Origin of the sequence: Pantoea sp. Lij88, assembly GCF_030062155.1 — a bacterium.
GTDB lineage: Bacteria > Pseudomonadota > Gammaproteobacteria > Enterobacterales > Enterobacteriaceae > Pantoea.
Genome location: NZ_CP118269.1, coordinates 2,984,389 through 2,997,440 on the forward strand (window position 1 = coordinate 2,984,389; position 13,052 = coordinate 2,997,440).

The window sequence follows — 13,052 nt, forward strand, 5'->3', positions numbered from 1 at the left end:
GACTCGGCCCGTTAATCTGACAATGCGGAGGTTGTATGATAACTGTAATCCCTGCCCTGATTATTCTGGCACTGGTGGCGGTCTGGGCGACCGTTAAGATCGTGCCACAAGGTTTTCAATGGACGGTTGAACGCTTTGGCCGTTATACCCGCACCCTGCAGCCAGGATTAAGTCTGGTAGTGCCGTTCATGGATCGTGTCGGTCGTAAGATCAACATGATGGAACAGGTACTGGATATTCCCTCGCAGGAGATCATCTCTAAAGACAACGCCAACGTCACCATCGATGCGGTCTGCTTTATTCAGGTCGTTGACCCGGCGCGTGCCGCCTATGAAGTCAGCAATCTTGAGCAGGCTATCCTGAATCTCACCATGACCAACATGCGTACCGTGCTTGGCAGCATGGAGCTGGACGAAATGCTGTCACAGCGCGACAGCATCAACACCCGTCTGCTGCATATCGTGGATGAAGCGACCAACCCGTGGGGCGTCAAGATTACCCGCATCGAGATTCGCGATGTGCGTCCGCCGCAGGAACTCATCGGCGCGATGAATGCGCAGATGAAAGCGGAGCGAACCAAGCGTGCTGACATTCTGACAGCCGAAGGCGTTCGGCAGGCGGCGATCCTGCGGGCTGAAGGGGATAAGCAGTCGCAGATCCTCAAAGCGGAAGGTGAACGGACCTCGGCGTTCCTGCAGGCAGAGGCGCGAGAGCGTCAGGCTGAAGCGGAAGCTAACGCCACTAAAATGGTCTCAGAAGCGATCGCGGCGGGCGACATTCAGGCTATCAACTACTTCGTGGCGCAGAAATACACCGATGCACTGCAAAAAATCGGTGAAGGTAATAACAGCAAAGTGGTGATGATGCCGCTTGAGGCGAGCAGTCTGCTGGGTTCGATCGCGGGCATCGGTGAACTGCTGAAGGAATCACGCACTGAGTCGAAACGCTGATGCTGGTCGGGATTATCGCTCACCCACACTGGTTCTGGCTGACGCTGGGCGGATTACTGCTGGCGGCTGAAATGCTGGGCACCAGCGGTTACCTGCTGTGGAGCGGGCTGGCGGCGGTTATCGTCGGCCTGATTGAGTGGTTTGTACCGATGAGCTGGACGGCGCAGGGTTCCCTGTTTGCCGCCATGACGCTGGTCTGCGTCTTTTTGTGGTATCGCTGGATGCGGCATCGTGAAGTGCGTCAAAGGCCTAACGCCCTCAACCAGCGCGGCAACCAGATGATCGGGTTACAGCTGACGCTGGATACCGCGCTGCATAACCGCACCGGACACGTGCGCATCGGGGACAGCAGCTGGCGGGTGGAGGCGGATCAGGATCTGCCTGCGGGCACGCCGGTCGTGGTGGTCGGCATTGAGGGCATCACCCTGCGTATTCAGCCACGCTGACCGCAGCACCCGGCCAGATTGTTGATGATCGGACATTCGGCGCTGTCATCGCCGGGACAGGCTTCTGCCAGCGCCAGTAACCGAGCGCGCATGGCGTGCAGCTCTTCAATGTGTGCCGCGATTTCATCGGCTTTCTGCAGGGTGCGGGTTTTAACATCGGCACTGTGGCGCGCCGGATTATTAAACAGCGCCACCAGCTCACAACACTCATCCAGCGTGAAACCCACCTGCCGCGCCTGACGTAACAGGTTCAGTTCATCAAGATGGTGGCCGTTATAGGTGCGGTAACCATTTTCACTGCGCAATGGCGGTGTCACCACGCCCTTCTCTTCGTAAAAACGAATCGCCTTGCTGGTCAGCCCGGTCTTTTTCGCCACATCGCTGATGTTCATTTTCGTCCCCTTGACCTTCCCCTTGATGGAAGGTTTATGCTTAAGCATGAATCGAAACTGGCCAATCAGTCAAATGGGATTACAAGAGGAGTTGATTATGTCACACACCATTTCTCTGGCACTGGACGGCTTGTCCTGCGGCCACTGTGTCAAACGCGTTAAAGAGGCACTGGAACAACGCGACGATGTTGACCAGGCCGACGTGACCCAACAGGAAGCCCAGGTCTCCGGTCATGCCGATGCAGCTGCGTTAATCGCCACCGTCGAACAGGCAGGCTACCACGCAACGCTGAAAACTGCGGACGTCTCCCCAAAGTCTGAACCGTTGACAGCATCGGAGCCGCCGCCGGAGGCGCTGACAACGGAGACCGTTTCTTATCCGGCAGAAAAAACATTACCTGCGCATATGCTGCTGATTGAGGGCATGACCTGCGCCAGTTGCGTGAGCCGGGTGGAAAAAGCGCTGCAGCAGGTCGCAGGCGTCAGCCAGGCGCGGGTCAATCTCGGCGAACGCAGCGCGCTGGTGCTGGGCGAAGCTGACCCGCAACAACTGGTAGCTGCCGTCGATGCCGCCGGTTATGGCGCGCAGGTGGTGGATGACGAGCAGGAGCGACGTGAGAAGCAGCAGCTCAGCGCCCGCAGCGCGATGCGTCGTTTCAGCTGGCAGGCGGCGGTCGCCTTAGCGTTTGGCGTGCCGCTGATGATCTGGGGCATGGTGGGCGACAACATGATGCTCACCGACAACAATCACACCACCTGGCTGACGCTGGGCGTTGTGACCCTGCTGATCATGGTCGTGACCGGCAGCCATTTTTATCGTAGCGCCTGGCGCAGTCTGCGCAATGGCAGCGCCACCATGGATACCCTGGTGGCCCTCGGTACAGGTACCGCTTGGATCTACTCCTTTAGCGTGGTGCTGTGGCCCGATTTTTTCCCGCCGCAAGCCCGCCATCTCTATTTCGAAGCCAGCGTCATGATCCTGGGATTGATCAATCTTGGCCATGCGCTGGAGCAGCGGGCGCGTCAGCGATCGTCTAAGGCACTGGAGCGACTGCTTGATCTGACGCCGGCCCAGGCGCGACTGGTCGATCAACAGGGCGACCGGCTGATCCCGGTCAGCGACGTTCAGCCCGGCATGACGCTGCGTCTGGTCACCGGCGATCGGGTGCCGGTCGATGGCGAAATCGCCACAGGTGAAGCCTGGTTTGATGAAGCGATGCTGACCGGCGAAGCGGTGCCGCAAAGCAAAAATCCGGGTGCGGCGATCTTTGCCGGAACCCTGGTGCAGGATGGCTCAGTAGAATTCATCGCCCGGGCGACCGGGAATCACACCACCCTCTCGCGCATTATCCGGCTGGTACGTCAGGCGCAGAGCAGCAAACCCGATGTGGGCCGTCTGGCCGATCGCATCTCCGCCGTTTTTGTCCCGGTGGTGGTGTTGATTGCGCTGCTCAGCGGCGCGGTGTGGTATCTGTTCGGCCCGCAGCCTCAGATTGCTTACATGCTGGTGATCGCGACAACCGTCCTGATTATCGCCTGCCCCTGTGCGCTGGGACTGGCAACGCCCATGTCGATCATTGCCGGTGTAGGACGCGCCGCCGAGCTGGGCGTACTGGTGCGCGACGCTGATGCCCTGCAGCGTGCCAGCCAGATCGACACGCTGGTGTTTGATAAAACCGGCACCCTCACAGCCGGAAAGCCACAGGTTAGTGAAGTGCTGGTCTGGGGTGATGCCAGCCGTGAATCCGTGTTAGCGACCGCTGCTGCGCTGGAGTTCGCCTCGGGTCATCCGCTGGCAAAAGCGATTGTCGCCGAAGCGAAACTGACGCAACCGCCTGCTTTAGCGCAATTTCGTACAATACGCGGCAAAGGGGTCAGCGGTAGTCTGGATAACAGAACGCTGCTGCTGGGTAACGCTGCGCTGCTGCAGGACAACGGCGTCGATTACCGGGCGGCAGAAGCTGAGATTGCGCGCCTGACGCAACAGGGTGCAACGCCGGTGTTACTGGCTGAACAGGGCCAGTTAACCGGCCTGATTGCGCTGCGCGACCCGCTGCGACCGGAAAGCATCGACGCCCTGAAGCGGCTGCATCAGCAGGGTTATCGCCTGATTATGCTGACCGGCGACCATGAAAATACCGCCCGTGCCATTGCTGCCGAGGCAGGCATTGATGAGGTGATTGCGGGCGTGCTGCCGGAAGGTAAAGCAGCCGCCATTGAACAGTTACAGCAGCAGGGCCGCCGCGTCGCGATGGTGGGTGATGGCATCAATGATGCGCCCGCGCTGGCGCAGGCCGATGTGGGCATCGCCATGGGTGGCGGCAGTGATGTGGCGGTAGAAACCGCAGGCATTACGCTGATGCGCGCCGACCTCAACAGCGTGGCGGATGCGTTAGCGCTCTCTTCCGCGACGCTGCGCAATATCCGGCAGAACCTGTTTGGCGCCTTTATCTATAACAGTATTGGCATTCCGGTGGCCGCAGGTGTGCTCTATCCGCTGACCGGCACCCTGCTCAGCCCGATTGTAGCCGGTGCGGCGATGGCGCTGTCATCCATTACCGTGGTCAGCAATGCTAACCGCCTACTGCGTTACCGGCCGCCGCGCCCGTAATCGCCGTTTCAGCGCTGTTTTTCACTCTCTGAAGTCGCTAGCATGGGGTTTTGAATCGCAAAGGACCGGGAATGACAGGCAACGTTTGGCGCTCACTGCGCGGCTTTATCAGCCAACTTTTTCCCGCCAGTTACCGCTGGCCTGCGATGGATGTCCGGCTTGGCGATCGTCAGTTGCATCTGGTGGGCAGCATCCATATGGGCACGCGCGACATGCAGCCGTTGCCCGCCCGCCTGCTGCGTCAGTTGCAGCAGGCGGATGCGCTGATTGTCGAAGCTGATATTACGCAGGGCGGCTCACCCTTTGATCACTCCGGCGATCGTCCTGCGCTCGCTACGCGGCTGGAGAGCGGCGCGATGCAAACGCTCACCGCGCTGTGTCAGGAGATGAGTCTCAACCTGAGCCTGTTTGATAACCTGCCTGCCTGGCAGGTGGCGCTGATGTTACAGGCACAGCAGGCACAACGACTGGGATTACGGCCTGACTACGGCATCGATTATCAGCTGTTGCAGGCAGCGAAAGGCTTCAATAAACCGGTGATTGAACTGGAAGGCGCAGATGCGCAGATCGCCCTGCTGACTGCGCTGCCGGACGATGGCATGGCGCTGTTACAGGATACGCTGCTGCACTGGCATACCAATGCACGCCTGCTGCAGATGATGGTGAGCTGGTGGCTTGATACGCCGCCACGCCAGCCGGAAATCACCCTGCCCGCCACCTTCAGTCAGGCGCTGAATGATACGTTGATCGGTCAGCGTAATGCGCAGTGGTGCGACAGGCTGCAGGGACTGGCGGCGGGAAACTATGTAGTGGCGGTCGGTGCGCTGCATCTTTACGGCGAAGATAATCTGCCTGAGATGCTGAAGAAGCCCTGAAAAAAAGAGAGCCGATAATGTTATCGGCCCGTCAAAGAGGAATTTGTTTATGATTTTGGTTATCGCCAGCAATCAGATTGCGGGCGCGCGGCCAATTTTACGCAAAGAACAAAATTTCGCCACCTTTTTCCATGATTCTGCGTAATAAGATTTTTCTTAGTAAGGAACCCGTATGACGCCCGCCGTAAAATTGCTGGAAAAACAAAAAGTCAGCTTCATTCTGCATCCTTATGAGCATGACAGTAACGAAACCCATTTTGGTGATGAAGCAGTTCGTAAACTCAATCTGGATGCGCGCCAGGTTTATAAAACGCTGCTGGTGGCGCTGAATGGTGAGGCGAAACAGCTGGCGGTGGCGATTACGCCGGTTTCAACGCAGCTGGATCTCAAAAAGGTGGCAAAAGCGCTGGGCGCGAAGAAGGCCGATATGGCCGATCCGCAGCTGGCGCAGCGGGTTACCGGCTATCTGGTGGGCGGCATCAGTCCGCTGGGACAGAAAAAACGGCTGCCCACGGTGATCGACCACTCTGCCAGCGCGTTTAACGCGATGTTTATCTCAGGCGGCAAGCGTGGACTGGACATCGAACTGGCCCCGCAGGATCTTTCACGGTTACTCGACGCGCCATTTGCAGATATCGCCCGCCACGACTAAACCCGTGGCTGGGCGCAAAGCTGATCGATCATCCAGCGACCCGCCGGGCCGGGCGGCGTGCGTCGCGACCAGACCACCTCAACGGCGATATGCTGCGGCCAGCCCGGCATCGACAGCTCTTTCAGGACGTCATGCCCAAACTGCTTCACCAGCCAGCGCGGCAGAACCGTCCAGCCAAACCCCTGCTCCGCCATCTCCAGCAGCAGCAAATAGGTGGGTGCCGACCAGATGCGTCCCATTGGCGCCGGTTCCGAGGCCTCAACCCACGTGTTTAATCGCAGGTGACGCACTCCTTCCAGCTCGCTTTCGCTGACGGTATTAAGCTGTGCCAGCGGATGATCGCGATGTAAAAAGACCGCCATCTGCGCTTCAACCTGCAGTCGTGCCACCGCGATATCCACCGGCAGATTAGGCTGCGCCCGCACCACGCCCAGATGCACCCGCCCGGCCTGCAGCAAATCCAGCACGTCACCATCTTCGGCAATCATGACCTCCAGTTCTGTCTCCGGATAGCGGGCATCAAATTGCCTGAGCAGATGCTCGTGATGATCGGTTTGCCAGAAGTCGGACATGGCAAAACTGAGCCGGGGTTCAACGCCCTGCGACAGACGGATCGCCAGCGCATCCAGCCGCTCACTGGCGGCGAGGATTTGCTGAACCTGAGGGATAACGCGGCGTCCCTGCTCGGTCAGGATCGGCTGACGGCCGGTACGATCAAACAGCACAAAGCCGAGATCGTCTTCTAAATTTGCTACCGCCGCGCTGATGGTGGACTGACTTTTACCCAGCGCGCGCGCCGCCGCAGAGAAAGAGCCGCTCGCCACGGTCTGCATAAAAGCCTCAAGGGATTCCGGGGAGTAACGCATCTGAACCATCGCTTTTTTCGATAGGTGTTCATTTTATCTTAGCATTCTGACGTGTGAAAATGCGCCGCATTATTCAAGGAGAATTAACAATGCGTACCCGCTCAATCAAAGAACGTATTCTTCATGCTGTCTGCTTTGAAACCCTGGCGATTCTGACCGTTTCGCCGCTGGCGGCATGGGTCATGGATAAGCCGCTGTTTCAGATGGGATCGCTGGCGATTATGCTCTCAACGGTCGCGATGCTATGGAACATGATTTACAACAGCGGCTTTGACAGGCTCTATCCGCCGGGCCAGAAACGCGGGCCGGGCGTGCGTGTATTACATGCGCTGGGATTTGAGGGTGGGTTTATTTTGATTGGCTTGCCGATTGCGGCCTGGATGCTGGATATCTCGCTGGGACAGGCTTTCCTGGTTGAAGTGGCCTTTTTCCTCTTCTTCCTGCCCTACACCATGGCCTACAACTGGGTGTGGGACAAACTGCGCGAGCGCTGGATCAGACGTCACCCCTGCCGGGCGTAAGAATAATAAAAACGGGAGGCGCAAGCGCCTCCCGTTTCGTTCAATGCGTACGGGCTGTTTCGTTCCCCCACGGCCAGATCCACGCCAGAATCATTTTTGGATAATTACGCTTCCGCGCTTTTTCCGCCGCCTCATCCCGCGCCTTAATCTGCTCATCCGTCAGATGTACAATCTGTCCTTTCGGCTCATAGTCGCTGGCTTTGACCGGCGAATGTGCCTTGATGAAGTCACGCAGCACCTGCGCATCGACGGCTCCGCTGTTCAGGTAATCCGCATGATTATCCAGACGCGGATAACCGTCGCCACCTGCCGCATTGAAGCTGTTGGTCGCCATGCGATAACGCTGCGTATCCTGCAGCGGTTTGCCATTAATACTGACATCGCTGACATGCTTACCGTCGGTGGTCAGGCTGATGCCAGCAAACTGGGCGAAGCCGCCTGAGTCAGGCTGAATATTAGCGACCACATCCAGATACTTTTTGATCTCCGCGCCGGTCAGGCTCACCGAAACCACCTGGTTGCCAAACGGCTGAACCTGCAGCAGATCACGCCAGCTCAGCTTGCCCGCTTTCAGCGAGGTGCGGATTCCGCCACCGCTCATCACCGCAAAATCGGCTTTGGTGTGCGCCATCTGGGCGCGCAGAATCAGCTGCCCAAGATTCGTCTGCTCAAAGCGAACCTGCTCTTTTTCACCGCTGAAGTTGCCGTCGGCGCTGCCAACATTCACCATTAACTTCGCCTCTGCACGTTTCTGGAACGGCATCAGCAGCTTCATCATGGCGGTGTTTTTCGGGATCTCTTCCTGCCAGGTCAGCCAGGTTTCGCTGCCATCAGCATTCTTTATCTTGTGTTTGAGGTTCACCGGCACCAGCTGATACGCCTCCAGTGTCACCTGACCATTACGGAAGGTGAAGTCACCACGTCCGACATATTTGCCCCATTTATCCGCCTGCATGATCCAGATCCCGTTCTGCTGATCGGGTTTGCAGGGCTGGCCAGGCTGATAATTTTTGACGCTGACGTTCTCTTTTTCCATGCAGACCGCATCATGCGAATGACCGCCAACAATCAGATCGATCGTGCCGGCAGGCAGGCTGCGCGCCAGGGTGACATCATCGATGCCGTTGCTGCCATGCTTACCGTCATCGTAGTGGCCAAGATGGGTCAGCGCGACAATCACGTCCGGCTTCTCGGTGGCGCGCAGTTCGGCCACCGCCTTCTCCGTCTCCGCAACGGGATCGCGGAACTCGGTCTCTGTCAGACCTGCCGGATTAGCCAGTTTCGCGGTGTCTGGCGTGATCAACCCGACCACCGCAATTTTCAGTCCGAGACGGTTGAACACCGCCCAGGGTTTGAACAGCCGTTTCCCGGTGCTTTTGTCATACACGTTGGCGGCCAGCAGCGGGAAGCGCGCCCACTTCTCCTGTTTGCGCAGGACGGCGATCGGCTTGTCGAACTCATGATTGCCCAGCGCCATCGCATCATAGCCAATCAGGTTCATTGCGCGAAAATCGGGTTCAGCGTCCAGCTCGTCGGACTCCGGCACGCCCGTATTCACATCACCGGCAGAGAGAATCAATGCGCCGCCACCATGGGCCTGCACGTCGTAGCGCAGGGTATCCATCAGGGTTTTCTGCGCGGCCAGACCATATTCACCCTGTTCATTAAGCCAGAAGTGACCATGCTCATCGTTGGTGTGCAGCAGGCTGAAACGATAGGTGCGATCGGCCTGAGCGGCCTGTGAAAATAGCGGCATCAGGGCCACCAGTAGCGCTACCCCTGCCCCTGTCCATTTAGAAAACAACACTGTGATTCTCCTTAATTTGCCGTCTGGCCCGATTTTCTGCCGCTTTGCCCCACTGTGTCGCACATTCCCCCGGCGAACTCAAGGCCCATGCACATTCACCTGACTGACTTTGCCCACTCTTTTTATTTCTGGTCCGGCTTTGCAGAACCTGACTGTGCCTGCAGGGGGGCGTTAAAACTGCCACGGCTTCTCAGGCACAGGCGGAGACCGACAGTAAACTATGTTGTTAAACAATTGTTTACTCATGCAAAAGTGCCGCTGACAGGTTTTACCCTCTCTGCTCGCGCAATTACCCCTTATTCGTGCCATACCCACGTCATTTAATGGGGCTAATTTTTATTTATGCCACCCTGTTTAAAGCGTCAAATCAGCCAGTATTATGGATAATGAACAAAAACGCCCTTTCAATTGCGTATTTGACTTTTTTTCGTAGTTTTTTGAGGTATTCCCGCAAATTGCTCAGCGAAAGAATAGATTTTGCTTTAAACTCATTTGTTACAAGCAGATACATTTGTATACAAGGAGACAGGCATGCATCACACCACACCGTTGATCACTACTATCGTCGGAGCACTGGTTCTGGCTTTTCTCCTTGGGATGCTTGCCCACCGTCTGCGTATCTCCCCGCTGGTAGGTTACCTGCTTGCAGGCGTGCTGGCTGGCCCCTTTACCCCAGGCTTTGTTGCTGATACCAATCTGGCCCCTGAACTGGCAGAACTCGGCGTTATCCTGCTGATGTTCGGTGTCGGCCTGCACTTCTCAATGAAAGATCTGATGTCGGTAAAGTCGATCGCCATTCCCGGTGCCATCGCGCAAATCGCGGTCGCGACGTTACTGGGAATGGGATTGTCATGGACGCTGGGATGGTCGTGGATGACCGGACTGGTGTTTGGTCTCTGTCTCTCTACCGCCAGTACCGTGGTGTTACTGCGCGCGTTAGAGGAGCGACAGCTGATTGACAGCCAGCGCGGGCAGATTGCGATTGGCTGGCTGATTGTCGAAGATCTGGTGATGGTGCTGACGCTGGTACTGCTGCCTGCCATTGCCGGCATGATGGAACAGGGCAACGCCAGCGCCGGGCTGCTGGCCTGGGATCTGCTGTGGACCATCGGCAAAGTCGCCGCCTTTATGGTGCTGATGATGGTGGTGGGACGCCGTGCGGTGCCCTGGATCCTCGCCCGCAGCGCCGCTACGGGTTCGCGTGAGCTGTTTACGCTGGCGGTGTTAGCGCTGGCGCTGGGCATCGCCTTTGGGGCAGTTGAGTTCTTCGATGTGTCGTTTGCCCTGGGCGCCTTCTTCGCCGGTATGGTGCTGAACGAGTCAGAACTGAGCCACCGTGCTGCGCGCGATACCCTGCCGCTGCGCGATGCCTTTGCCGTGCTGTTCTTTGTCTCCGTCGGCATGCTGTTCGACCCGTCGATTCTGGTGACGCAGCCGCTGGCGGTGCTGGGTGCGCTGGTGATTATTGTGGTCGGCAAATCGGTGGCCGCCTGGCTGCTGGTGTCGCTGCTCGGCCATTCGCGTCGCACGGCGCTGACCATTTCGGTCAGCCTGGCGCAGATTGGTGAGTTCGCCTTTATTCTGGCGGGTCTGGGTATCTCGCTGGGCCTGCTGAATGATGAGGGCCGCAACCTGGTGCTGGCCGCTGCCATCCTGTCGATTATGCTCAACCCGATTCTGTTTACCCTGCTGGAGCGTTTCCTGGCGAAAACAGAGACGATGGAAGAGCAGACGCTGGAAGAGGCGATTGAAGAAGAGAAGCAGATCCCGGTAGATTTCTGCAATCACGCGGTGATTGTCGGTTACGGCCGGGTTGGCAGCCTGATTGGTCAGAAGCTTCTTGAGGCTAATGTTCCGCTGGTCGTGGTTGAAAACTCCCGCACGCGGGTTGAAGCGCTGCGCGAACAGGGCATCAAAGCGGTGCTGGGGAATGCGGCCCGTGCGGACACCATGGAACTGGCACGACTCGACTGCGCCCGCTGGCTGTTACTGACCATCCCGAATGGCTATGAAGCGGGTGAAGTGGTGACGGCGGCGCGTGAAAAACACAAGAACATCGAGATTATCGCCCGCGCCCACTATGACGATGAAGTGGAGTACATCATGGAGCGGGGTGCCACCCGCGTCGTGATGGGTGAGCGTGAGATTGCCAGCAGTATGCTGCAAATCCTGCAGGATGAGATGACGCAGGGCGAGGATTTACAGCCCTGCGATGTCGTGCGCTGATGCGTGTTCAGCAAGGCTTCAGGCTACTGATATATCCAAATCAGGGTAAATTTTACCGCAACGAATAAACTCAACACGCAGGGAACACGGGCAGAGGAGGAAAGCGTCCCGCGCCATGGACAAAAACGCCGGGAGCGTTTTTGAACAACGCAGGGCGTTGGCCCGGCAACGGGCGCACCTCAGGGATGAGGTGCGTAATCGCGCGGGCCGAGCGGCCAGGGATGGCTTAAGCGCCTTTCCGATCTGACCGTGTTCCCTAAGCAGGCTCGATCTCACCGCTAAACGAGCCAGACGTTGCCAGTCATCTAAGGCCCTTCTGTTCAGAAGGGCCTTTTTACGTCCTGTGGCGACCCGCTTTACCGATCCCAGTAAGACTCTTCCAGACTGTCTTCCCTTTCCGGCAGGCCACGGGTTAAACGCGGCGAATGCTGATTCAGCACCTGATAGCTGACGCGGTTGGCATACTTACACACCTGCGCCAGCGACGAATAGGTCAGATACGGACGCGCATGTTTGCTGGAGTTCGGCACATTCAGGCTGTGATAGTTGTTGGCGGTAATGTCATGCAGTAACGCCGCCAGCGCACCGTCTCCGGCTCCGTTGGTGTTCATGATCTTTTCCGGCCCGCCCATATAAGGCGCGATGTGCGAGAAGATACGCAGCGGCTGCTGGCAATCCTGCTGGCGCATCACGCGGCTGAACTCATACTGGTTGAACTCGGCAATCGCGCCAGGCAGCAGCGGATGGTTGGTTTTGCGTTTGAACTCGTCTTCGGTGTAACCCGCCATATAAAGCCCAATCGGGCCAGCGGTGCAGAGCACCAGATCCACCCAGTCCAGCGCCATATTGGAAGCAAGCAGCGGATCGGATTCGCCGGTCAGCGCCAGCGCTTCCTCTTCATTCATCGCCACGATGCTGACGTGCTCGCGCAGGAAGTCCCGCCAGAACTGAGGATTGTCGCCAATCACATGTTTGGTGCCCAGCGTCAGCACCACCGGCACGTTGTGGCGTTTGGCATATTCAATCGCCCGTAACGTCGCCTGCGGCATCGGTTCACCTTCGGCGCAGCGCACCAGATAGGAGGTCAGTACCAGCGCAGAAGCGCCGGCAATCACCTCTTCCGGCACATTATCGGGATGCAGCTGGTTCATCTGGCCGGGGCTGATAGCGAAGGTTCGCTCGCCATGCTCGCCAATCAGCGTAAAGCAGCGGCCAATGGCGCCATCGACGCCCTGCAGATAGTTGAGATCGACCCGGCTTGAGGTGTTGCAGAGATAGCGATAGGCGTACCCGCCAATCTGAATGTTGTTACACATGACGCCCAGCAGCACGGAGCGGTCATCGGCCAGCACCGAGAAGTTATGCAGCGTATTCCCGATGGTGCCACCGGCAAACTGATGGGTGATCAGCGCATCGCGCATCAGCTCGTTGTACAACGCTTCCGCGACGGCATTATCGATAACCAGCGAGTGCCCGGCACTCAGGCCGTAACGGGCGAGAAAGTCATCATCGACTTTGGCTTCGATATCCACCAGCGTCTGGTCGATACCCACCACCCAGCTGCCTGCATCAACATCGTGTTGAGCGGGTTGTAACAGGGGATCGCGTGCGCTGACAGGGAAGTAGTGTTTGGATTTGCGTTTGCCGGGAAATTTCATCGGGAATGCCGTCTGGAAAAACAGGCGGAGAATGATATCACACTCTCC

General features: G+C 57.8%; 11 protein-coding genes. 7 read left to right on the forward strand and 4 right to left on the reverse strand.

Going from position 1 to position 13,052, the window contains the following annotated elements:
* Positions 1 to 35: 35 nt before the first annotated feature.
* Together PU624_RS17850 and PU624_RS17855 are read left to right on the forward strand one after the other, a co-directional pair.
* Positions 36 to 950 carry an SPFH domain-containing protein gene (locus PU624_RS17850; protein ID WP_283546047.1) on the forward strand — a complete coding sequence of 305 codons (915 nt, stop codon included), beginning with the start codon at positions 36 to 38 and terminating at the stop codon, positions 948 to 950.
* On the forward strand, positions 950 to 1,396 hold the full coding sequence (locus tag PU624_RS17855) for an NfeD family protein (RefSeq protein WP_283546048.1): 447 nt from the start codon (positions 950 to 952) through the stop codon (positions 1,394 to 1,396). Before PU624_RS17850 ends, PU624_RS17855 begins: the two co-directional genes overlap by 1 nt.
* Here PU624_RS17855 and cueR read toward each other — a convergent pair.
* The gene (gene cueR, locus PU624_RS17860) at positions 1,384 to 1,788 is read right to left on the reverse strand and encodes a Cu(I)-responsive transcriptional regulator (RefSeq protein ID WP_283546049.1); all 405 of its coding nucleotides are present in this window, start codon (positions 1,786 to 1,788) and stop codon (positions 1,384 to 1,386) included. The genes PU624_RS17855 and cueR overlap by 13 nt on opposite strands.
* Positions 1,789 to 1,885: 97 nt before the next feature.
* On the opposite strand from cueR, the gene copA reads away from it, so the two are divergent.
* The 3 genes from copA to ybaK all read left to right on the forward strand — a co-directional run bounded on the left by copA (position 1,886) and on the right by ybaK (position 5,926).
* Positions 1,886 to 4,399 (forward strand): copper-exporting P-type ATPase CopA, encoded by a 2,514-nt coding sequence (copA, locus tag PU624_RS17865; RefSeq protein ID WP_283546050.1) that lies wholly within the window; start codon positions 1,886 to 1,888, stop codon positions 4,397 to 4,399.
* A gap of 71 nt (positions 4,400 to 4,470) precedes the next feature.
* Positions 4,471 to 5,274 (forward strand): TraB/GumN family protein, encoded by an 804-nt coding sequence (locus tag PU624_RS17870; protein ID WP_283546051.1) that lies wholly within the window; start codon positions 4,471 to 4,473, stop codon positions 5,272 to 5,274.
* Between the two features lie 172 nt (positions 5,275 to 5,446).
* Positions 5,447 to 5,926, forward strand: coding sequence for a Cys-tRNA(Pro)/Cys-tRNA(Cys) deacylase YbaK (ybaK, locus tag PU624_RS17875; RefSeq protein ID WP_090963172.1), 480 nt, complete (start codon positions 5,447 to 5,449; stop codon positions 5,924 to 5,926).
* Here ybaK and PU624_RS17880 read toward each other — a convergent pair.
* Positions 5,923 to 6,792: a LysR family transcriptional regulator gene (locus tag PU624_RS17880; RefSeq protein ID WP_283548023.1), complete on the reverse strand. Its 870-nt coding sequence runs from the start codon at positions 6,790 to 6,792 to the stop codon at positions 5,923 to 5,925. The two genes, ybaK and PU624_RS17880, sit on opposite strands and share 4 nt — an antisense overlap.
* Positions 6,793 to 6,881: 89 nt before the next feature.
* Between PU624_RS17880 and PU624_RS17885 the strand changes: the two genes are divergently transcribed.
* Positions 6,882 to 7,313 (forward strand): multidrug/biocide efflux PACE transporter, encoded by a 432-nt coding sequence (locus tag PU624_RS17885; protein WP_283546052.1) that lies wholly within the window; start codon positions 6,882 to 6,884, stop codon positions 7,311 to 7,313.
* Positions 7,314 to 7,353: 40 nt separating this feature from the next.
* Here PU624_RS17885 and ushA read toward each other — a convergent pair whose 3' ends face one another.
* On the reverse strand, positions 7,354 to 9,120 hold the full coding sequence (gene ushA, locus PU624_RS17890; protein WP_502921575.1) for a bifunctional UDP-sugar hydrolase/5'-nucleotidase UshA: 1,767 nt from the start codon (positions 9,118 to 9,120) through the stop codon (positions 7,354 to 7,356).
* Between the two features lie 531 nt (positions 9,121 to 9,651).
* On the opposite strand from ushA, the gene ybaL reads away from it, so the two are divergent.
* Complete coding sequence (gene ybaL / locus PU624_RS17895) at positions 9,652 to 11,346, forward strand: YbaL family putative K(+) efflux transporter (protein ID WP_283546053.1); 1,695 nt, start codon at positions 9,652 to 9,654, stop codon at positions 11,344 to 11,346.
* Between the two features lie 356 nt (positions 11,347 to 11,702).
* On the opposite strand, the gene PU624_RS17900 is transcribed toward ybaL, so the two are convergent.
* Complete coding sequence (locus tag PU624_RS17900) at positions 11,703 to 13,004, reverse strand: inosine/guanosine kinase (protein WP_283546054.1); 1,302 nt, start codon at positions 13,002 to 13,004, stop codon at positions 11,703 to 11,705.
* Positions 13,005 to 13,052 lie beyond the last annotated feature (48 nt).